The organism is Roseateles sp. T103, assembly GCF_057219915.1.
In genome coordinates this window covers 1,245,173-1,266,399 of the sequence record NZ_JBXVVS010000001.1, presented here as the reverse complement: position 1 = coordinate 1,266,399, position 21,227 = coordinate 1,245,173, and the positions used below count along the sequence as shown (strand labels likewise).

At 67.0% G+C, this 21,227-nt stretch carries 18 protein-coding genes; 1 reads left to right on the top strand and 17 read right to left on the bottom strand.

All coding sequences use genetic code 11. The features are described 5' to 3' along the window. Positions 1–39: 39 nt before the first annotated feature. From AC2EBS_RS05540 to msbA, 5 genes are all read right to left on the bottom strand, one after another. A complete protein-coding gene (locus AC2EBS_RS05540) occupies positions 40–1,062 on the bottom strand; it encodes a bifunctional riboflavin kinase/FAD synthetase (protein ID WP_484727361.1) in 1,023 nt (340 codons plus the stop codon). A gap of 30 nt (positions 1,063–1,092) precedes the next feature. Further along, complete coding sequence (locus AC2EBS_RS05535) at positions 1,093–2,934, bottom strand: ATP-binding protein (RefSeq protein WP_484727360.1); 1,842 nt, start codon at positions 2,932–2,934, stop codon at positions 1,093–1,095. A gap of 205 nt (positions 2,935–3,139) precedes the next feature. Further along, entirely contained in the window at positions 3,140–3,862 is a 723-nt protein-coding gene (locus AC2EBS_RS05530; RefSeq protein ID WP_484727359.1) for a pseudouridine synthase, read from the bottom strand. Positions 3,863–3,871: 9 nt separating this feature from the next. Beyond that, positions 3,872–4,144 (bottom strand): helix-hairpin-helix domain-containing protein, encoded by a 273-nt coding sequence (locus AC2EBS_RS05525; RefSeq protein WP_484727358.1) that lies wholly within the window; start codon positions 4,142–4,144, stop codon positions 3,872–3,874. Positions 4,145–4,227: 83 nt separating this feature from the next. Further along, positions 4,228–5,964 (bottom strand): lipid A export permease/ATP-binding protein MsbA, encoded by a 1,737-nt coding sequence (gene msbA / locus AC2EBS_RS05520; RefSeq protein ID WP_484727357.1) that lies wholly within the window; start codon positions 5,962–5,964, stop codon positions 4,228–4,230. A gap of 301 nt (positions 5,965–6,265) precedes the next feature. Here msbA and AC2EBS_RS05515 point away from each other — a divergent pair, with 301 nt between their 5' ends. Continuing rightward, entirely contained in the window at positions 6,266–7,060 is a 795-nt protein-coding gene (locus AC2EBS_RS05515; protein WP_484727356.1) for a glycosyltransferase family 25 protein, read from the top strand. Here the strand turns inward: AC2EBS_RS05515 and AC2EBS_RS05510 are convergent. The 12 genes from AC2EBS_RS05510 to gyrA all read right to left on the bottom strand — a co-directional run bounded on the left by AC2EBS_RS05510 (position 7,018) and on the right by gyrA (position 21,074). Further along, complete coding sequence (locus AC2EBS_RS05510; RefSeq protein WP_484727355.1) at positions 7,018–8,025, bottom strand: glycosyltransferase family 2 protein; 1,008 nt, start codon at positions 8,023–8,025, stop codon at positions 7,018–7,020. The genes AC2EBS_RS05515 and AC2EBS_RS05510 overlap by 43 nt on opposite strands. Before the next feature lie 4 nt (positions 8,026–8,029). Further along, entirely contained in the window at positions 8,030–8,791 is a 762-nt protein-coding gene (locus tag AC2EBS_RS05505; protein ID WP_484727354.1) for a glycosyltransferase, read from the bottom strand. Then, positions 8,791–9,939, bottom strand: a complete 1,149-nt coding sequence (gene lapB / locus AC2EBS_RS05500; protein WP_484727353.1) for a lipopolysaccharide assembly protein LapB — start codon at positions 9,937–9,939, stop codon at positions 8,791–8,793. Before lapB ends, AC2EBS_RS05505 begins: the two co-directional genes overlap by 1 nt. Further along, positions 9,929–10,222, bottom strand: a complete 294-nt coding sequence (locus AC2EBS_RS05495) for a LapA family protein (RefSeq protein WP_484727352.1) — start codon at positions 10,220–10,222, stop codon at positions 9,929–9,931. The genes lapB and AC2EBS_RS05495 overlap by 11 nt, the downstream gene beginning before the upstream one ends. 40 nt (positions 10,223–10,262) lie before the next feature. Continuing rightward, on the bottom strand, positions 10,263–10,583 hold the full coding sequence (locus tag AC2EBS_RS05490; protein WP_484727351.1) for an integration host factor subunit beta: 321 nt from the start codon (positions 10,581–10,583) through the stop codon (positions 10,263–10,265). 139 nt (positions 10,584–10,722) lie between these two features. Next, positions 10,723–12,411, bottom strand: coding sequence for a 30S ribosomal protein S1 (rpsA, locus tag AC2EBS_RS05485; RefSeq protein WP_484727350.1), 1,689 nt, complete (start codon positions 12,409–12,411; stop codon positions 10,723–10,725). Between the two features lie 171 nt (positions 12,412–12,582). After that, entirely contained in the window at positions 12,583–14,598 is a 2,016-nt protein-coding gene (locus AC2EBS_RS05480; protein WP_484727349.1) for a bifunctional 3-phosphoshikimate 1-carboxyvinyltransferase/cytidylate kinase, read from the bottom strand. A gap of 49 nt (positions 14,599–14,647) precedes the next feature. Next, the gene (locus tag AC2EBS_RS05475; protein WP_484727348.1) at positions 14,648–15,538 is read right to left on the bottom strand and encodes a prephenate dehydrogenase; all 891 of its coding nucleotides are present in this window, start codon (positions 15,536–15,538) and stop codon (positions 14,648–14,650) included. A 25-nt stretch (positions 15,539–15,563) separates the two neighbouring features. Further along, positions 15,564–16,682: a prephenate dehydratase gene (pheA, locus tag AC2EBS_RS05470; RefSeq protein ID WP_484727347.1), complete on the bottom strand. Its 1,119-nt coding sequence runs from the start codon at positions 16,680–16,682 to the stop codon at positions 15,564–15,566. Further along, positions 16,675–17,790, bottom strand: coding sequence for a 3-phosphoserine/phosphohydroxythreonine transaminase (gene serC / locus AC2EBS_RS05465; protein ID WP_484727346.1), 1,116 nt, complete (start codon positions 17,788–17,790; stop codon positions 16,675–16,677). Before serC ends, pheA begins: the two co-directional genes overlap by 8 nt. A gap of 54 nt (positions 17,791–17,844) precedes the next feature. Further along, positions 17,845–18,432 (bottom strand): DUF2059 domain-containing protein, encoded by a 588-nt coding sequence (locus tag AC2EBS_RS05460; protein WP_484727345.1) that lies wholly within the window; start codon positions 18,430–18,432, stop codon positions 17,845–17,847. A 2-nt stretch (positions 18,433–18,434) separates the two neighbouring features. Next, on the bottom strand, positions 18,435–21,074 hold the full coding sequence (gene gyrA, locus AC2EBS_RS05455; protein WP_484727344.1) for a DNA gyrase subunit A: 2,640 nt from the start codon (positions 21,072–21,074) through the stop codon (positions 18,435–18,437). Positions 21,075–21,227: the final 153 nt, after the last annotated feature.

Below are 21,227 nucleotides of genomic sequence, written 5' to 3'. Positions count from 1 at the left end.
CGCTCCAGGCACGCCGGGCTGAGGGCAGGGCTCAGCCCTTCAAATTCGGTCGCGCGTGGTCTGGCGACGCAGTGCGGCGTGGGTGGAGAGGTACTCGCGCGCCTGGGCCACGTCCTGGCGGATCGCGGCCGTCAGGGCGTCTAGCCCGTCGTAGCGGGCTTCGTCGCGAAGTTTGTGCAGCAGTTCCACGCGCACGAGTTTACCGTAGGCCCCCTCGCGGCCCAGTGAGGCCGGCCAGTCCAGGCAGTGCACCTCCAGCAGCACGCGGCCGCTGTCGTCCACCGTGGGGCGCTTGCCCAGCGAGGCCACGCCGTCCAGCGGCTCAACGCCCAGGCCCCAGACGCGTACCGCGAAGATGCCCATCGCCGCCGGCTTGTCGTGCGGGAAGCGCAGGTTCAGCGTGCGGAAGCCGTCGCCGTTGCCTTCCGAGCTCTCACCCAGGCTGCGGCCCAGCTTGGCGCCATGCACCACATGGCCGGAGATCGAGTAGGGCCGGCCGAGCAGCCGGGTCACATCGTCCATGCGGCCCTGGCCCAGCGCCTCGCGCACCGCCGAACTGCTGACGCGCAGGCCGTGCACCTCGTAGCTCATCATGCGCGCCACGTCGAAGCCGTGGCGGGCGCCGGCGGCATCCAGCGTGGCGTAGTCGCCCATGCGCTTGGCGCCAAAGCGGAAATCGTCGCCGACCAGCACATAGCGCGCGCCCAGGCCTTGGCGCAGCACCTGGTCGATGAACTGCTGCGGCGTCTGCGCGGCGAAGCGCTCGTCGAAGCGCAGCACGACCGCCTGGTCGATGCCGCAGCGCTCCAGTTCGCCAAGCTTGTCGCGCAGCGTGGCGATGCGCGCCGGCGCCAGCTCGGGCTTGCCCAGTTTGGCGGCGAAGTAGTCGCGCGGATGCGGCTCGAAGCTCAGTACGCAGGAGGGCAGGCCGCGATGGCGGGCCTCCGAGCGCAAGAGCGCCAGCATGGCCTGGTGGCCGCGATGCACGCCGTCGAAGTTGCCGATGGTCAGCGCACAGGCGCTGGCGATGCCGGGATGGTGGAAGCCGCGAAAGACCTGCATGACCGGCATTATCCCCGGCGCGCGTCGGCGCTAGCGCGGCTCAGCTGTGGGCATCGTGCTGCGCAGATGGCGCTGCACCGTCGCCAGCAGGTCCTCGTGTGCGAAGGGCTTGGGCAGATGCTCGTTCATGCCGGCGGCCAGACAGCGCGCACGTTCGTCTGCGCCGACGCTGCCGGTCAGCGCGACGATGGGCAAGGCCGGCGTTGCGCCCAGCCGTCGTTCTTCGGCGCGCCAGCGCCGGCACAGCTCCAGGCCATCGACATCCGGCAGCTGGCAGTCCAGCAGCATCAGGTCGAAGCGCTCGGCAGCCAAACGCTGCGCCGCCTGGGCGCCGTCCTCGGCGCGTGTCACCTGCAGGCCGCAGCGCTCCAGCATGGTCGCGGCGACCAGCATATTGACCGGGCAGTCCTCAACCAGCAGCACACGGCCCTGCAGCTGGGGCAGCAGGGCCAGCGCCGGCGGCTCGGGTATCGCGCCGGGGTCGGGCACCGCGCAGGGGATGCAGGGCAGGGTAAAGGTGAAGACCGAGCCTTGTCCAGGCAGCGATGTGCAGCCGAGTTCGCCGCCCATGGCACGGGCCAGCTCGCGTGAGATCGCGAGACCCAGTCCGGTGCCTTCGCGCCGCCGCATGCGCTCGCCGCCTGCCTGCTCGAAGGGCATGAAGATGCGCTCGATCTCGTGGGCCGCGATGCCCAGGCCGGTGTCCTGCACGGCGATGCTCAAGGCCTGCGCTCGCGCATCGATGCCGACGCTCACCCGCACATGGCCCAGGTCGGTGAACTTGATCGCATTGCCGATGAGGTTGTGCAGCACCTGCTTGATGCGCGCAGCGTCGCCGACGATGCAGCCCGGCAGGTCCGGAGCCAGCTGGCGCTCGAAGCGCAGGCCCTTTTCGGCGGCCCGACCGCCGAGCAGCTGGCAGACCTCGTCGATCGCCTCGCGCAGCGGCAGCGGTTGCCGGTCGATACGCAGCTTGCCCGACTCGATGTGAGCGAGATCCAGCATGTCGTTGACGAGATCGAGCAGATGGCGGCCGGAGCGCTGCATCAGTGCCAGCTGGCTGGCCTGCTGGGCGTTCAGATCGGAGCGGGCCAGCAGCTGCGCCATGCCCAGCATGCCATTGAGCGGCGTGCGGATCTCGTGGCTCAGCGTCGCAACGATCTGGCGCTTGTCCTCGGCGAGTCGCTGCGCCTGCTGCAAGGCTGCGCTGCGCGCCTCGGCCTGGTGGGCGAACTCGAAGCGCAGCCGAAGCAGTTCGAGGCTGCGGCCCTCGATGCGGCGCGATTCGAGCAGCGAAAGCAGCCCGAACAACAGCAGTCCGGGGATGCTGAAGTCCTTCAGCGGCATGTCGGTGCTCAGCAGCTGCAGCAGCAGCGGCGTCAGCACGCCTGCGGCGAACAGGGCATAGGCTCGGGCACTGGTGTTGCAGGTGAGCAGCGCGATGGCACAGACGCCGATCAGCGTGGCCAACACGCTGCCAATGAAGCCTGGCGCGCTGGTGAAGCCGGCCAGCAGCGCCATACCGCCCCAGCTCAGGCCATCGAGCGTCAGCAGCACCAGATAGCGCCGCTCGCTGCGGGCGGTGTGCTCATGCGACGGCGGGCGGCGTCGGTAGTCGAGCGTGTCTATGCAACGCAGCGCGACCATCAGGGCCCGCAAGCCCAGCCAGCCCAGCAGCACCAGCAGCGGCGCCTGCGACCACAGGAACGCCACCGGCAGCAGACAGAACAGCAGGCCGATCGCCGCGGGCAGCATGGTGGCCTCATGCAGCATGGACAGGCGTGCGGCGGCCACCTCGGCTGCCACATCCGTGACGGCCGCGTCGGGACCATGCGTGCCTGGTCCGGCCGGCAATAGGCTCTCGGTGATCATGTGTTGAGGGCCGCGTGGCGAGGTGCGCGGCCCGCTGGACTTCCAACGACGGTGTGGTTCTTTGTTCTCGCGCGATATCGAGGCCAGCAGCCTCCTCCTCCGCGTTGCGCGCAGTGTCGCGCGCTGCGGCCCGCCCATCGCCCTAGGAACAACCCGCAAACGTGGCGCCCAGCCGACTCAGGGCCGGCGCCTTCGGCACCGCGCCTCAGCCGCCGACCTGTGCCGGATCGTCCAGCCAGCGCCACTGTCCGGGCGCCAGATCGGCCGGGAGGTGCAACTGGCCGATCTGCGAGCGATGCAGCGCTTCGCAGCGGTTGCCGACCGCGGCGATCATGCGCTTGACCTGGTGATACTTGCCTTCGGTCAGCGTGAGGCTGAGCGTGTGCTCGCCGAGGGCCGCGGCAGCTTCCGCACGGGCCAGCTCGGGCGGGCGAGGCCGTTTGCCCGGCAGCTCTGGCTCGCGCAGCTCGACGCCATCGACCAGGCGCTGCACCTGGTCTGCAGTCAACGGGTGCTTGCAGCGCGCCTCGTAGACCTTGGGCACATGGTGCTTGGGGCTGGTGAGACGGTGGATCAACGCGCCGTCGTCGGTCAGCAGTAACAGGCCGGTGGTGTCTTCGTCCAGCCGACCGACAGGCTGGACGCCGCGCTCGCGCAGCGGTTCGGGCAGCAGGCTCAGCACGCTGGGATGGTGCTTGGGCTTTTGCGAGCACTCGTACCCGGCCGGCTTGTTGAGCAGGATCAGCGCCTTCTCGTGATAGGGCCAGGTCTTGCCGGAGACTTCGAACACCAGGCCATCCGTGTCGAAGTCGGCATCGGGATCGTCGACCCGCTCGCCGGCGACGCGGACTTCGCCATGCTGAATCAGGCCGGCGCACAGCCGCCGGGTGCCGAAGCCTTGGGAGAAGAGGATCTGGGCGAGACGCATCGGTGGGGATCAGTGGCGTTGAGATGAGGCGGTCGGCGCACTGGCGCCGATGGCCGGTGCAAGCGGGTCATAGGCTTGACCCTGGATGCGCAGGCCATGCGCAGAGAGGCGGCGGGCGCTGGCCTCGCCTATGCCCTGGACACGCCGGCGCAGTTCGGTCCAGTCCGCGAAGGGCGCTTGCGCGCGCGCGGCAAGCAGCCGTGCTGCGAGATCAGGGCCGATGCCGGGCAGTGACTCCAGCTCGGCGCGACTGGCGGTGTTGAGCTCCAGGCGGGCATCCACGGCGTGGCACGGCGGCAGCGCTGCAAGTACCGGGAGCAGGGCGAGCAGCGCGCGCCTATTCATGCTTGACCAAGCCGAGAGCCTCATTCACCGGCCTGCGCCTGGACCATCGCAGCATAGGCGCCACCAGCGGCAAGCAGCTGGGCATGGCTGCCGCTCTCCAGCAGCCGGCCTTCGCGCAGCACATGGATGGTGTCGGCGCTGCGCACGGTGGAGAGGCGGTGCGCAATGATGATCAGCGTCTTGCGGCCGTGCCACTCCTCCAGCGCCAGCTGCACCGCCCGTTCGCTCTCGGTATCCAGTGCCGAGGTGGCTTCGTCGAACACCCAGACCGGCGCATCCTTGTAGAGCGCGCGGGCGATGGCCAGGCGCTGGCGCTGGCCGCCGGACAGCCGGGAACCGTTGGCGCCGACATGGGTGTCCAGCCCCTGCGGCAGGCCCTGCACGAAGTCCCACAGATGGGCGGCGCGCAAGACCTTCTCGACGCGCACATCGTCGCGCGGCTGGGCATAGGCGATGTTGTCGGCCACCGAGGCGTCGAAGAGCACGATGTCCTGCGAGACCACGGCGAACTGCTGGCGCAGCGCGGCGCGGGTGAAGCCGTCGATCGGCTCGCCATCGAGCGTGATGCGGCCCGACTGCGGCCGTGCGAAGGCCAGCAGCAGGCTGACGATGGAGCTCTTGCCGGAGCCTGAGGCACCGACCAGCGCGGTGGTCTGGCCGGCGGCGATGCGCAGGCTGAGCTGCTGAAGCGCATCGGTCTCGGCGCCGGGATAGCGCAGCGTGACCGCCTCGAGCGCGATGTCGCCGCGGCAGCTGTGCAGCTCGTGTTGTCCAGGGTCGGGCTCCTGTGGCAGGTCCAGCAGCTGGAAGCACCCACGCGCCACCACCAGCCCGTTGATGATGGGCTGCGACAGCTCGGTGAGGTGACGCAGCCGCGAGGTCAGCAGCAGCAGCGCGGTGACGAAGGCGGCGAACTCGCCGACGCCGGTGTTGTTCTGGCGGGCCTGCAGCAGCGCCAGCGTGATGATCAGCGACAGACCCAGGCTGGCCACCAACTGCGACAGCGGTTGCATCATGGCGTTGGTGGCGGCGGTCTTCAGCGCCTGACGCTGGGCCTCCTTGGTCAGATGGCCGAAGCGCTCGCGCTCGTAGTCGCCGGCGTCGAAGCTGCGCACCACGCGCCAGGCGCGGGTGAGGTCGTCCACCTTGGCGGACAGCGCCATCTGCGCGTCGTAGCTGCGCGTGCCGATGCGCTGCACGCGGCGGTTGATGCGCTTGACGACGAAGGCCAGCAGCGGCGTGGTGACCATGGACAGCAGCGTCAGCTGCCAGTTCAGGTAGAGCAGGTAGCCCAGCATGGCCGCGGCCGGCAGGCCGTCGCGCAGCAGCACGATCAGCGTGCCGGACAGCTGCTGCATCGCCTGCTGCGGGTCGTTGACGACCTTGCTCACCGCGGTGCCGGGTTGCAGACTGGTGAAGACCGAGGCATCGGCCTTGAGCAGCGCATCGAGCAGGGCGCGGCGCATGTCGAGCACGGTGCGCGAGCTGGTCCAGTTCAGCAGGTACTGACCCAGGAAGCTGAACAGGCCGCGCAGCGCGAACAGCGTGATCAGCACCACGGGAACCCACCAGACCGCGAAGGCATCCGGCTTGAAGCCGTCGCCGAACACGGTGCGGATCAGTTGCGGGATCAGCGGCTCGGTAGCCGCCGCGCCAAGATAGGCCAGCAGGGTGAACACCACGCCCCAGCGGTGCGGGCGCACGAAGCGCAGCACGCGGCGTGCGGTGGTCTTGAGATCCGGCAGGGTTTCAGTCACGGTTGTGTTCTTCTTCTGGCTGGCAGCGTCCGATTGTCAGCCTTTGTCTGTCAGATGGGGTCCTGGTACGCGGCGCAGGCCTGCCCGATGAGGCGCTCCGCTCAAGCGCTGTGGGTGGCGAGCAGGGTTGTCCGTGCCGCTGCGCCAGCTGTTCGCTGCACTGCCGACCGCCCTTGGCATGTGGCGATGGCAGAGACGGGCCGGGTCGCTGCCGAGCGCAATGGCTGGAGAGCGGCGTACGCGCTGACGAGCTGCCGGGGCTCGGATCGTGCTCGATACCCTCCAATATACTTGCGCCCCGATGTCATTCCCGTCCAATTCTCAGCCCGCCGGCAATCCCGAGGGACTCTGTATCTGGGTTATCAACCTCGACAGGTCGCCCGAGCGTTGGGCCGCGATCAGCGCACGTCTGCAATCCCTGAACCTCTGCTTCGAGCGTCTGCCCGCGGTTGACGCTCGTGCCCTGACCGAGGCACAGCTGGCGCTGCTGGATGAGGCAGGCTTCAGGCGGCGGCATGGCATGACGTCCTTGCCGGGTGAACTGGGCTGCTACCTCTCCCATGTGGAGGTCATTCGCCGCTTCCACGCGAGCAAGGCTGAGGCTGCGTTGGTGCTGGAGGACGACGTGGTTCTCTCGGATCGCTTGCCTGCCGCGCTTGCGGGACTGATGCGCCATCCGTCGCGCTGGGACATGGTCAAGTTGTCCGCCGTGCACTCCGGGACGCCGCAGCGCTATCTGGAGGTGTCGCCGGGGCAGTGGCTGTCAGTGATGTTGAGCAAGTGCACCGGCTCCAGTGCATATCTGATCAACCGGCGAGCAGCTTCGTCCTATGCGCAGGGGCTGCTGCCAATGCGCCTGCCCTACGACCATGTATTCGATCAGGGCTGGAACTTCGGCATCAAGGTGCGGCTGCTGACGCCGCCGCCCTGCGATCATCACGAAGCGCCCTCTACGATCAACCATGCCGCGAATGCGCCTTCGCGAAAGTTCTTCTGGCTTCGCAGGTTTCCTGCCTATGGATTCCGCATCGTCAATGAGCTGAACCGCGTTGCCTACGGTCTGAGGGAGTGGTTCCTTGAGCGTCGCAGCCAGTAGCTCAGCTTGAGCGCACGCCACAGCCAGCCGCGCCTGACGCAGCCGGCGACGACATCTCGCGGCGGAATCAGGCAACTGCGCTCGAACACTGCCAGTCGCTGAGCCAGTCGCAGGTTCTTTCCCTGACTCACATCGAAACGTGCGGCGGCGATGAAGTTCTTCGCTGCCATCCAGGACGCATAGAAGCGGCCGGTTGCGCTCAGCGCTGGTGTGAGGTTGGCGGTCAGCGCGGGCAAAGATGCTGTGGCTGCCTGCATATCGTCGAGCTTGCCCTCGCTTTGTGACGCGACGATGCTGCCAGGACGCTTGCGATAGCCGATCCAGATCCGGTCGACGTAGACGTAGCTGCGTGCCCGCAGGGCAAGAAATGGCGCTACTGCCATGTCTTCGAAGGTCCTGCCCACCGGGAATCGGAGATCGGTGCCCCAGAGTTCGCGCCGGGCGATCTTGCTCCAGACGTGCATGTGTCCCTGGCGGAGCAGTCCATCCCAGAGCGCATTTCGGTCATGCAAAAGCGTGTTGGCCGGCCCTGGAAAGGTGCGACGGTGATGTTCGCGACGCAGCCGGTGTTTGAGCCGCACCTTGTCGCGCATGTCGTAGAAGTCGCAGAGCACAAGATCCGGCCTGTGGCGCTCGACGGTCTCGGCCAAGCCCTTGATGGCCCCCGGCATCAGGATGTCGTCACTGTCCAGGAACCAGACATAGGTGCCCGTCGCCGCGTCGAGCAGAGAGTTGCGTACGGCCGAGATGCCCTGGTTGCGCGGGTGGCGCAACAGGCGCAGGTTTGCCGAGTACTGGCTTGCGAATTGCTCGGCGACGGTTGCACTGCCGTCCGTTGAGCAGTCGTCCAGCAGCAGGACTTCTACGCCTTGCAGGGGCTGACTCAGGACCGACTCGATGCAGGCCTCCAAGTACTGCCGGACGTTGTAGACCGGAATGCAAATCGACAGCCAAGGCGATTGCATCAGTTCATTCCTGCCAGTGCTCCGCGATCCAGCGCGCCGGTTTCGCATAACGCCAGTTGCCATTGCTGCGACCCACCAGCGCGTCGGGCGGGTTCATCACGCCGTGGAAGATCAGGATGCGCGCACCCTTGGGAATGATCGGATCGCGCCAGTAGTTCGTCGGCCAGGTCGGGATGCAGTGGTACTTGTAGCTGGCGCACCATTGGGCGTCCCAGTACTTCAGCAGGCCCTTCTTGTGCATCTCGTCGGAGAGATAGGCCTGTTCATTGCGGAACTGGCCGCGGATGCTCTCGAACTCGCGGCGGAACTTGGCCAGCACGTCGGCATGCGCGCCGATGCGGAAGCGATAGACCGAGGAGTTGCCGGTGATGCGCCAGGGGCGCTTCCAGTCGTGGATGATGAGGAACTCGCCCGGCACCTCGAAGAAAGGTGTGATGTCGTCGACGATGACCACGTCCAGGTCGAGGAACAGCGCCGTGCCTTTCAGGCCGTGCAGGTCAGCCTCGAAGGTGGTCAGCTTGGTCCAGCCGCGCTCAGGGATGCCTGGCGGCAGCGCCAGCGGCGGGATCGGCAGGCATTGCACCTCGGGGCGGATGCCTTCGCTGCGGTCGGTCAGGCAGACGAAGCGGAAGGGGCCGCGCAGATGGCGCGCGACCATCGCATAGAGGCGGTTGACGTATTCGGGGCCGTACTTCGTGCCCCACTTCATGCAAAGGATGACGCGATCGTCGTCCGCGCCGGCCTGGCGAGCTGCTTCAAGGTTCATCAGAGTTCCTCGACATGGCGAGGCGGATAGGTGTCCCAGCCCAGGCAGCCGGGGCATTGCCAGAAATAGTGCTGCGCCTCGAAGCCGCAGGCCGCGCAGCGGTAACGCTGAAGCGGGCGCACCGCGCGGTCCAGCGCGGCATTGACCAGCTTGGCCTCGTCCTCGCCCAGCGGGCACTTGTTCTGCCCGAGCAGCAATCGCGTGGCCGACAGGCTGGGCTCCTGGCGCAGATGATCGAGCAGGCGCTGGCGCTGGGCATCGGCCTCGGTCTCGAGCTGAGCCATCGCCAGGATCAGGTGCATGCCGGGGCTGCGCTGGTACTGTGCCTGCAGCGTCTGTAGCGCCTTGGCGGTGGCGCCGCACGCGCGGGCCGCCTCGGCATAGTCCTTGGCGACCAGGTTGAAGGCTTCGGGCTGCTGCGCCAGCAGTTCGGCGTAGGCGGCCATCGCGGCCTCGTGTCGGCCCTGGCGGGCGAGCATCTGGCCGCTCAGCACATGGGCTCGCGCGGCCTGCGGCGCGGTTTGCCGCGCCTCGGCGAGCAGGCGTAGCGCGTCCTCGGGCTTGTCGCGGGCCTGTGCTTCCAGCGCCTGCTCGCACAGGTAGTGGGCAATGCGAGTCGCGAAGGAGCCGGTGCCGGAGGATTCCAAATGCCGCGCCACTTCGGCGGCCTTGGCCCAGTCGCGGGTGCGCTCGTAGAGATTGAGCAGTGCCAGCTCGGCTTCGCTCTCGAAGGCGCTGCCGCGCAGCTGGGCGAAGGCCTCTTCGGCACGGTCGAAGAGGCCGGCCTTGTAGAAGTCCTGCGCCAACGCATGCTGGGCGCGCTCGCGTTCTCGACGCGGCAGGTCGCCGCGCTGCAGCAGATGCTGGTGCACGCGCACCGCACGCTCGTATTCGCCACGGCGGCGGAACAGATTGCCCAGCGCGAAGTGCAGCTCGGAGGTGTCGGGGTCGGCCTGTACCGCCTCAATGAAAGCGTCGATGGCCTTGTCCTGCTGTTCGTTGAGCAGCAGGTTCAAACCCTTGAAGTAGGCCTTGGGTGCATCGCGCTGCTCGCGCTTCCACTGCCGCGCGTCCAGTTTCGAGGCCAGCCAGCCGAGGGCGAAGGCCATCGGCAGGGCGATCAGCAACCAGCTCAGCTCAAAGTCCATCGCGTATCGGGTTGGCGGGCACGGCGGGGTCGGCTGCCTTGGCCGGCAATTGCGGGTCGCTCAGGCGCTGCGCATCGCGGCGGTGCTTCCACCAGGCCGGCACCATGGCCAGCACGCCGAGTGCGCAACCGAGGCCAAAGGCGATCAGCACGACGATGACCAGCGGCGCCCGCCAGTCGTGGCCGAAGAACCAGCGCACCTGCACCTCCTGGCTGTTGTTCAGCGCGAAGGCGAAGAGGGCAAAGAAGAGGAAGGCCCGGAAGAGCCAGACGAGGAGGCGCATCAGCGCGGATTCTAGGCTGCGAGCCGAGCGGCGCGCGGCCTCACTCGGGCCGGCTTGCCGGCGCGTCGTCGCTCACCGGCAACTGCGCATCGACAGCCTCGCGCAGCGCCTTGCCGGGCTTGAAGTGCGGCACGAGTTTCTCGGGGATCAGCACCTGCGCGCCGCTGCGCGGATTGCGGCCCATGCGGGGCGGACGGCGGTTGATCGAAAAGCTGCCGAAGCCGCGAATCTCGATGCGGTGGCCGCGTGCGAGCGCATCCGACATCGCGTCGAGGATGGTCTTGACCGCGAACTCGGTGTCGCGCTGGTTGAGCTGGCCGAAACGTTCGGCGAGCCGGGCAACGAGGTCGGAGCGGGTCATGACGTGGGAATTCTTGATGTTCTAGTGGCAGAGAGTAGAACAGGCTCGCCCCCGGTAGAGTAGCGAGCCTGCCACTGTAGTCCGGACGCCACGGGCGCCGGACCCTGGAGGCGGCGCGTTGCGCGCGCCTCCTGAGCTATCAGCCTTGCTGGTTGTCCAGCTTGGCACGCAGCAGGGCGCCCAGGCTGGTCGTGCCAGCGTTCTCACGCTCGCTCGATGCCGACAGGCGCTGCATGGCTTCCTGCTGGTCAGCGCTGTCCTTGGCCTTGATCGACAGCTGGATGTTGCGCGTCTTGCGGTCGACGTTGACGATCATCGCGGTGACTTCGTCGCCTTCCTTCAGCACGTTGCGGGCGTCTTCCACGCGGTCACGGGAGATTTCCGAAGCGCGCAGGTAGCCGGTGACGTCGTCAGCCAGCTCGATCTCCGCGCCGCGGGCGTCAACCGTCTTGACCTTGCCGGTCACGGTCTGGCCACGATCGTTGATCGAGGTGTAGCTGGTGAACGGGTCGGCGTCCAGTTGCTTGATGCCCAGCGAGATGCGCTCGCGCTCGACATCCACGGCCAGCACGATGGCTTCGACTTCCTGGCCCTTCTTGTAGTTGCGCACGGCAGTCTCGCCCGGCTCGTTCCAGCTCAGGTCGGACAGGTGCACCAGACCGTCGATGCCCTGGGCCAGGCCCACGAACACGCCGAAGTCGGTGATGGACTTGACCGGGCCCTTGACCTTGTCGCCGCGCTTGACGTTCTCGGCGAACTCTTCCCAGGGGTTGGCCTTGCACTGCTTCATGCCCAGCGAGATGCGACGCTTCTCTTCGTCGATCTCCAGCACCATGACCTCGACTTCGTCGCCCAGCGAGACGATCTTGCTGGGGGCGATGTTCTTGTTGGTCCAGTCCATCTCGGAGACGTGCACCAGACCTTCGATGCCCGGCTCGATCTCGACGAAGGCACCGTAATCGGCGATGTTGGTGACCTTGCCGAACAGGCGGGTGTTGGCCGGGTAGCGACGCGAAACGCCGAACCAGGGGTCGTCGCCCAGTTGCTTCAGGCCCAGCGAGACGCGGTTCTTCTCGGCGTCGAACTTCAGCACCTTGGCCGTCAGTTCCTGACCCACCGTCACCACTTCGCTCGGGTGACGGACACGGCGCCATGCCATGTCGGTGATGTGCAGCAGGCCGTCGATGCCGCCGAGGTCAACGAAGGCACCGTACTCGGTGATGTTCTTGACCACACCGTGGACGATCGCGCCTTCCGACAGCGTTTCCAGCAGCTTGGCGCGCTCTTCGCCCATCGAAGCCTCGACCACAGCACGGCGCGACAGCACGACGTTGTTGCGCTTGCGGTCCAGCTTGATGACCTTGAACTCCATGGTCTTGCCCTCGAACGGGCTCATGTCCTTGACCGGACGTGTGTCCAGCAGGGAACCCGGCAGGAAGGCGCGGATGCCGTTGACCAGCACGGTCAGGCCGCCCTTGACCTTGCCCGACACGGTGCCGGTGACGAACTCGCCGGACTCCAGCGCGTTCTCCAGAGCCAGCCACGAGGCCAGGCGCTTGGCCTTGTCGCGCGACAGGATGGTGTCGCCGTAGCCGTTTTCGATGGCGTCGATGGCCACCGACACGAAGTCGCCGACCTGAACTTCCACTTCGCCCTGGTCGTTCTTGAACTCGTCGATGGGCACATAAGCCTCGGACTTGAGGCCGGCGTTCACGACGACAAAGTTGTGCTCGATGCGAACGACTTCAGCAGAGATGACCTCGCCGGCGCGCATGTCGGAGCGCTGCAGCGATTCCTCAAAGAGGGCGGCGAAAGATTCTTGGGACATGGTGATTCCTGTACCGGTCGGCGTGGCGTTCACTGAGCGGCGGTGTTGCAAGCAAGCTTGCGGGGTTAGGTTGTAGAGATCGCCACCCTCGATGGACTGACGTCCGGAGGGAAGGGCGGCGGGCCCATGCGGAACTCCAGGCAGGCCCAGAGATCCTGGACCGCTTTCCGATCAACGCCGATCGTTCAGCGGCCCGCGTTCTGCCCACCAAGACAGCACCAGATCACGAGATTCCTCGATGGTCTGCGCCGAGTTGTCGAGCAGCTGCGCATCTGCGGCGGCCTGCAGAGGCGACGCGGTGCGACCCTTGTCGCGAGCGTCGCGCGCTTCAAGATCCGCACGCAAGTCCGCGATATTAGCCGGTTTTCCCTTGGAAATCAATTGCTTATAGCGCCGTTCCGCGCGCGTGGCGGCACTGGCGGTGAGAAACACCTTCAGCGCTGCCGAGGGAAAGACCGTGGAGCCCATGTCGCGCCCGTCGGCGACCAGGCCCGGCAGGCGGCGGAAGTCGAGCTGCAGCTGGTGCAGGGCATGGCGCACCGCGCCATGGGCTGCCACCTGCGAAGCCATCAGCCCGGTGGCTTCCTCGCGCAGCGCGTCGCTGATGTCCTCGCCGGCCAGGTACGCCCGGCCATCGGCAAAGCGCAGCTCCAGCGTCGCGGCGACACGCGCGACGGCAGTCGCATCGTCGAGGTCGATGCCTTGCCGGCTCGCGGCTAGGCCGGTGGCACGGTAGAGCGCGCCGGAGTCGAGCACGTGGTAGCCCAGTTGCTTGGCGACTTCGTCGGCCAAGGTGCCCTTGCCGGAGGCGGTCGGGCCGTCGATGGTGATCACCGGGATGTCCTCGACGCGGGCGCTGACCACATCGAACAGGGTCTCGAAGTAATCGGGGAAGGTCTTGGCCACGCAGCCGGGGTCGAGGATGCGCACGCCCACAGCAGGGGTGCCGAGCAGGCCGTTGAAGGCCGCCAGCGAGAAGCACATCGCCACGCGGTGGTCGTCGTAGGTATGGATTGCTGCAGCCTGCCAGGCGCGCAGCGGATGCACGCGCAGCCAGTCCGGGCCTTCCTCGACGTCGGCACTGAGCTTGCGGAGCTCGCAGGCCATGGCAGCGATGCGGTCGGTCTCCTTAACGCGCCAGCTGGCAATGTTGCGCAGCGTCGTCGGGCCGTCGGCATAGAGCGCCATCACCGCCAGCGTCATCGCGGCGTCGGGGATGTGATTGCAGTCCAGATCCAGCGCCTTCAGCGGCCAGGCGCCGCGACGCACCGCGATCCAGTTCGGACCCATCTCGACCCGGGCGCCCATCGCGATGGCGGCATCGACGAAGCGCACATCGCCCTGCACCGAGGCCGAGCCGCAGCCTTCGATACGCACCGGGGCATCGACGCCGGCGATCGCGCCCAGCGCGACGAAATAGCTGGCCGAGGAGGCATCGCCCTCGACATGCACCTCGCCCGGCGAGCGGTAGCGGCTGCCGGCGGGGATGGTGAAGCGCTGCCAGCCGTCGTTGACCACCGTGATGCCGAAGCGCGCGAGCAGCTCCAGCGTGATGTGCACGTAGGGCTTGGAGATCAGCTCGCCGACGACCTCGATCACGACATCCCGCTCGGCGACCAAGGGAAGTGCGAGCAATAGCGCCGTGAGGAACTGGCTGGAGACATCGCCGCGAACGCGCACCGGCTCGTCGAGCTTCAGCGCCGCAGGACCGCGCAAAAGCAACGGCGGGTAGCCCTCGTTGCCCAGGCAGTCGATGGCGCAGCCCAGGCCGCGCAGCGCATCGACCAGGTCGCCGATCGGCCGCTCGTGCATGCGTGGCACGCCGCTGAGCTCGAACTCGCCCCCCTGCGTGGCGGCAAGCAGCGCCAGCGCCGCGGTCAGCGGGCGCATCGCCGTGCCGGCGTTGCCGAGGAAGAGCTTGGCTTGCTTGCGGCCCAGGCGCGCGCCGATGCCGGTGACCTTCAGCGCGCCACCAGGCTGCTGCTCCAGCGTGCAGCCGAGTTCCTTCAGCGCGGCGAGCATCACCGCGGTGTCGTCGGAGTCCAGCAGGTCGTGCACCAGGGTCTGGCCTTCGGACAGACCGGCGAGCAGCAGCACGCGGTTGGAGATGCTCTTGGAGCCGGGCAGGCGCACGATGCCGGCGGCTTCGCGCAGCGGCGGCAGGTCGAGGAAGGGGATCTTGAACATCGAGGGCAGGAATAAGGGCGCTGGGCGAGGCGGCGGTCAGTCGAGAAGGTCAGCGCCTTGTGCGCGTCGTGCCGCCAGGGTGACCCATATGCCAGTGCGCGCGGCCTTCGGCGATGCTGCGCAGACGCTCTTCGAGGCCGGCAGCATCGCCGTCGCGCACCAGGGCCTCGAGTTCGTCGAGCGCTGCTCGGAAGAGCTGCGACTGCGCCAGCACCTCGGCCTTGTTGGCGACGAGGATGTCGCGCCAGATCGCCGCGTCGCTGGCGGCGATGCGCGTGAAGTCGCGAAAGCCCGGGCCGGCCAGGCTCAGATAGTCGCGGCCGGCGGGCTGCCTGGCGACGCCCTCGAAGAAAGCGAAGGCCAGCAGATGCGGCAGATGGCTGACCGCGGCAAACGCCGCGTCATGGTTTTCCGGCGTCATCTTCAACACCCGGGCGCCCAGCGCCGACCAGACATCGGTGGCACGCTGCACCAGCGTGCCGTTGGTCTCGGGCAGCGGCGTGAGGATGACCTGCTTGCCCTGGTAGAGCGCGGCATCGGCGTGCTGCACGCCGCTGGACTCCTTGCCCGCGATCGGATGGGCCGGCACGAAGCTGGGCAGCCGATCGCGCAGCGTGCGCCTGGCGGCATCGACCACGTCGCACTTGGTCGAACCCACGTCCATGAACAGCACGTCCGGCGAGACCAGATGGCGCACCGCTTTCAGTGTGGCTTCGGTCGCCGCCACCGGCACCGCGAGCAACACGATGTCTGAGCCGGACACGGCGAGCAGCGCGGACTCCGCCGCCTGGTCGATCACGCCCAGGCGCTTGGCGGTCTCGGTGGTGGACGGGGACTTGCTGTAGCCGACCACGCGCTTGACCAGGCCGGCCTTCTTCAGCGCCAGCGCGAAGGAGCCGCCCATCAGGCCGCAGCCGATCACGCCGAGTTGATTGAACATCGCTTGCTGCCTTCCTGCCAACAGCTCAGTGGGTGTCCAGCGGATAGGTGCCCAGCACCTTGAAGAAGGCGCAGACGCTGCGCAGTTCGCGCATGGCCTGGGCCACATGCGGCTCGTCCGGATGGCCCTGCAGGTCGATGAAGAAGTAGTACTCCCACTGGCCCGAACGCGCCGGGCGCGACTCGAAACGCGTCATCGATACGCCGTGCACCTTCAGCGGCACCAGCATGTCGTGCACTGCGCCCGGCTTGTTGATCACCGAGACGACCAGGCTGGTGCAGTCGTGGCCCGAAGCGCCCGGTGCAGGATGGCGGTCCGGATGGGTGACGATGGCAAAGCGCGTGCGGTTGTGCGCATCGTCCTGGATGGCCGGCGCCACCACATGCAGGCCGTACTCGCTGCCGGCGCGCTCGCTGGCGATGGCCGCCAGGCGCTTGTCCAGCGAGGCCAGGCGCGCACCTTCGGCGTTGCTCGCCACCGGGCGGCGCTCGGCATGCGGCAAGTGGTTGGACAGCCAACCATGGCATTGCGCCAGCGCCTGCGGATGCGCGCAGACGGCCTGGATGTCGTCCAGCGAGTTCTCGCGGCGTAGCAGGTTGTGGCGCACGAACAGGCTGGTCTCGCCGATGATGAACAGCGGCGTGGTCAGGAACAGGTCCAGCGAGCGCGCGACCACGCCTTCGGTCGAGTTCTCCACCGGCACGACGCCGAAGTCGGCCGCACCGGTGCTGGTGACGCGGAACACCTCGTCGATGCTGGCGCAGGGCACTTGCACGATGGAGCTGCCGAAGAAGCCCAACGCGGCCAGTTCGCTGAAGGTGCCGGCCGGGCCCAGGTAGGCCACGCGTGTGGGCGTCTCCAGCGCGCGGCAGGCCGACATGATCTCGCGCCAGATCGGCGCGACGCTGTCGTTCTTCAGCGGTCCGGGGTTGCGCGCCTTCAGACCGTCGATGACCTGGGCTTCGCGCTCGGGGCGGAAAACCACCGAGCCTTCCTTCTTCTTGATCTCGCCGACCTCGCCGGCCAGCGCCGCGCGGCGGTTCAGCAGGTCCAGCAGTTCGCGGTCGACTGCGTCGATCTGGTCGCGCAGCGCCAGCAGCGCCGGGTCGACAGGGGGTGGAGTCAACGGGGCTCCATCAGCCATATTGCGCCTCAAAGTCCTTCAGGTATGCCACGAGGGCTTGCACGCCCTCCAGCGACATGGCGTTGTAGATCGATGCACGCATGCCGCCAACGGACTTGTGGCCTTTGAGTTGCAGCAGTCCGCGCTCCTTGGCGCCGGACAGGAATGCGTCGTTGAGAGACTCGTCCTTCAGGTAGAAGGGCACGTTCATGCGCGAGCGGCAGTCGGCCGCGACGCGGTTCTCGAAGAGATTGGATTCGTCCAGCGCGGCATAGAGCAGGCGCGCCTTATCGACGTTGCGCTGCTCGATCGCGGCCAGGCCGGTCTTGCCGGCATAGCTGAACTTCTTCAGCCACTTGAACACCAGGCCGGCCACATAGATGCCGAAGGTCGGCGGCGTGTTGTACATGGACTGCGCGGCGGCCACGGTCTTGTAGTCGAAGGCCGAGGGGCAGACCGGCTGCGCATGGCCGAGCAGGTCCTCGCGCACGAAGACCAGCGTCAGTCCGGCCGGGCCGATATTCTTCTGCGCGCCGCCGAAGGCCAGGCCAAGCTTGCTCCAGTCGATCGGACGCGAGAGCTGGTGCGAGGACACGTCGGCCACCAGCGGCGCGTCGCAGCCCAGCGCCTTCAGGTCGGGCAGCGCGTGGAACTCCACACCGTCGATGGTCTCGTTGCTGCAGATGTGCACATAGGCCGCGTCCTTGCTCAGCTTCCAGCTCGCGGGATCGGGCAGGCGGGTGTAGCGATCGCCCGCGCCATCGGCAGCGATGTGCACGTCGGCATAGCGTTTGGCTTCCTGCGCGCTCTTGCGCGACCAGGAGCCGGTGACCACCACATCCACCTTGCCGTGTCCGCCACGGCCGGCCAGGTTCATCGGCACGATGGCGTTCTCGGCCAGCCCGCCGCCTTGCATGAACAGGATGTGGAACTCCTTGGGCACCTGCAGCAGTTCGCGCAGATCGGCCTCGGCCGCCTCGGCGATGGAGATGAACTCCTTGCCGCGGTGGCTCATCTCCATCACGCTCATGCCCGAGCCGTGCCAGTCCAGCATCTCCGCCGCGACCTGACGCAGCACTTCTTCGGGCAGGGCGGCCGGTCCGGCCGAGAAATTGAATGGGCGCTGCATGAAACTGGGCGACTGGCGGCTGGCGTGGAACTGGGGTGAGTTGTGAACTTGAGCCTACTTCTTGCCTGGCTCGGCTGCCGGCGCTGCAGGAGGCTGGATGCCCAGGTGCTTCCTCACGGACTGCTCCAGGGTGCGCAGCCGCTGCTCGATCATGCTGCGGTTGTCGGTAACCACTTTCTCGGTGACCTGCTTCTGCAACTCGCTGCCGAACTGGGCGTACTTCTTGTTCACCGGCGACTCCAGCCAGGTCAGCAATTGCCGCAGTTCGTCCTCGCTGAAGCGCTCGTCGAATAGCTTGGCGGCGGTATCCGGGCCGACCTTGGTGGCGCGGGCCGAGATGACCGGTGCGGTCTCGTCGACGAACTTCTTGATGTCTGCCTCGATCGCCTTTGCTGTTGCCTCGCGCTTGTCGGGCGGCAACTGCTGCAGCGCTTGCACCGCCGCCTGCATCAGGTTGCCAACGGGCGCCTGCAGCAGACCGCGCCCCATGCCATCGAAGAGGGGCTGATGCAACTGCACCAACTTGGCAACCAGCTCCTTCTTCGCCGGGCTGCTACTGGCCGCCGGAGCAGCGGCTTGCGCCAGGGCGGCCTGACTGCCAGCCAGCAGTGCGGCTGCGGCGATCATGGTGCGGATGTTCAAGATCACTCCTTCGCGGCTGCATCGCCGTCATTGCTGGGATCGGCGTTCGCCGCTTCGCCGGCGCTGCTGTCGTTGGCGTCGTTCTCGACGATGCGCTGCAGGCCGGAAAGCTTGGCGCCGTCATCCAGCGCGATCAACGTCACGCCCTGGGTGGCGCGGCCGAGCTCGCGGATCTCGGCCACACGGGTGCGCACCAGCACGCCCTTGTCGGTGATCAGCATGATCTCGTCCTCGGGTCGCACCAGCGTCGCGGCGACGACCTTGCCGTTGCGCTCGCTCTGCTGGATGGCGATCATGCCCTTGGTGCCGCGGCCGTGACGGGTGTACTCGACGATGGAGGTGCGCTTGCCGTAGCCGTTCTCGGTGGCGGTGAGCACGCTCTGCGTCTCGTCCTCGGCGACCAGCATCGCGATCACGCTCTGGTCGGGCTCGAGCATCATGCCGCGCACGCCGCGCGCCTGGCGGCCCATCGGCCGCACGTCGTCTTCATCGAAGCGCACCGCCTTGCCGCCGTCGCTGAACAGCATGACGTCGTGCTTGCCGTCGGTCAGTGCGGCGCCGATCAGGTAGTCGCCTTCGTCCAGGTCCACCGCGATGATGCCGGCCTTGCGCGGGTTGCTGAAGTCCTTCAGCGAGGTCTTCTTGACCGTGCCAAGGGCCGTAGCCATGAAGATGTAGTGATCCTCGGGGAAGGCGCGGAACTCGCCCGTCAGCGGCAGCACGACGGTGATCTTCTCGTCCTGCTGCAGCGGGAACATGTTGACGATGGGCTTGCCGCGCGAAGCGCGCGAGCCCTGCGGCACTTCCCAGACCTTGAGCCAGTAGACGCGGCCGCGGTTGGAGAAGCACAGGATCCAGTCGTGCGTGTTGGCGATGAAGAGCTGGTCGATCCAGTCGTCTTCCTTGGTCTGCGTGGCCTGCTTGCCGCGGCCGCCGCGGCGCTGCGCGCGGTATTCGCTGAGCGCCTGGCTCTTGATGTAGCCGGTGTGCGAGAGCGTCACGACCATGTCGGTGGGCGTGATCAGATCCTCTGTGCCGAGCTCCTGCGCGTTGTGCTCGATCAGGCTGCGGCGCGCGCCGAGCTTGGTCTGGCCGAACTCCTGCTTCAGCGCGAGCAGTTCCTCGCCAATGATGACGGTGACGCGCTCGGGCTTGGACAGGATGTCCAGCAGGTCGGCGATCTGCGCCATCACGTCCTTGTACTCGCCGACGATCTTGTCCTGCTCCAGGCCGGTCAGGCGCTGCAGGCGCATCTGCAGGATCTCTCCGGCCTGGTCTTCAGACAGGCGGTAGAGACCATCGGGCTGCAGGCCCAGATTCGGCGACAGGCCTTCGGGGCGGTAGGCCTGGGCGCCGCCCTCGGCGCGCGACAGCATCTCGCGCACCAGCGAGCTGTCCCAGCTCTTGTTCATCAGCGCCGCCTTGGCCACCGGCGGCGTGGGCGAGCTCTTGATCGTCTCGATGAACTCGTCGATGTTGGCCAGCGCGACGGCCAGGCCTTCCAGCACATGGCCGCGCTCGCGGGCCTTGCGCAGCTCGAACACGGTACGTCGGGTCACCACCTCGCGGCGATGCTCCAGGAAGACCGTGACCAGTTCCTTCAGATTGCAAAGCTTGGGCTGACCGTCGATCAGCGCCACCATGTTCATGCCGAAGGTGTCCTGCAGCTGCGTCTGCTTGTACAGGTTGTTCAGCACCACCTCGGGCACTTCACCGCGCTTGAGCTCGATGACCACCCGCATGCCGGACTTGTCGCTCTCGTCCTGGATGTGGCTGATGCCTTCGATCTTCTTTTCCTGCACCAGTTCGGCGATCCGCTCCAGCAGGGTCTTCTTGTTCACCTGGTAGGGGATCTCGTCGACGATGATCGCCTGGCGCTGGCCGCGGTCGATGTCCTCGAAATGGACCTTGGCACGCATCACCACCTTGCCGCGACCGGTACGGTAGCCATCGCGCACGCCCGAGACCCCGTAGATGATGCCGGCGGTCGGGAAGTCAGGCGCCGGAATGATCTCCATCAGCTCGTCGATCGAGCAGTCGGGGTTCTTCAGCGTGTGCAGGCAAGCGTCCACCACCTCGTTGAGGTTGTGCGGCGGGATATTCGTCGCCATACCCACGGCGATACCCGCCGCGCCGTTGACCAACAGATTCGGCAGCTTGGTCGGCAGTACCAGCGGTTCTTTTTCCGAACCGTCGTAGTTCGGTCCGAAATCGACGGTTTCCTTGTCGATATCGGCGAGCATTTCGTGCGCGATCTTGTCGAGGCGGATTTCTGTGTACCGCATCGCCGCGGCGTTGTCGCCGTCGATCGAGCCGAAATTGCCCTGACCATCGACCAGCATGTGCCGCAGCGAGAAATCCTGGGCCATGCGCACGATGGTGTCGTACACCGCGGTATCACCGTGCGGGTGGTACTTGCCGATGACGTCGCCGACGATACGTGCCGACTTCTTGTACGGCCTGTTCCAGTCGTTGTTCAGCTCGTGCATCGCGAACAGCACGCGACGGTGCACCGGCTTGAGGCCGTCGCGCGCGTCCGGCAGGGCCCGACCCACGATCACGCTCATCGCGTAATCGAGGTAGGAGCGGCGCATCTCCTCTTCGAGGCTGATTGGCAGTGTCTCTTTTGCGAACTGGGTCATGCTGCGCTGTGGTCTGGACTCGCAGGCTGAACGGCCGGCTCGTCGGATGTGCGGAAAGCGTGAATTCTAAGTGGCGCGGCTTGTAGTTCCTTCGCAACAATGAGGCGGAGCCTCGCTTGCGCTGCGATGAGAATCCATCGGTCCCGTTGGCCT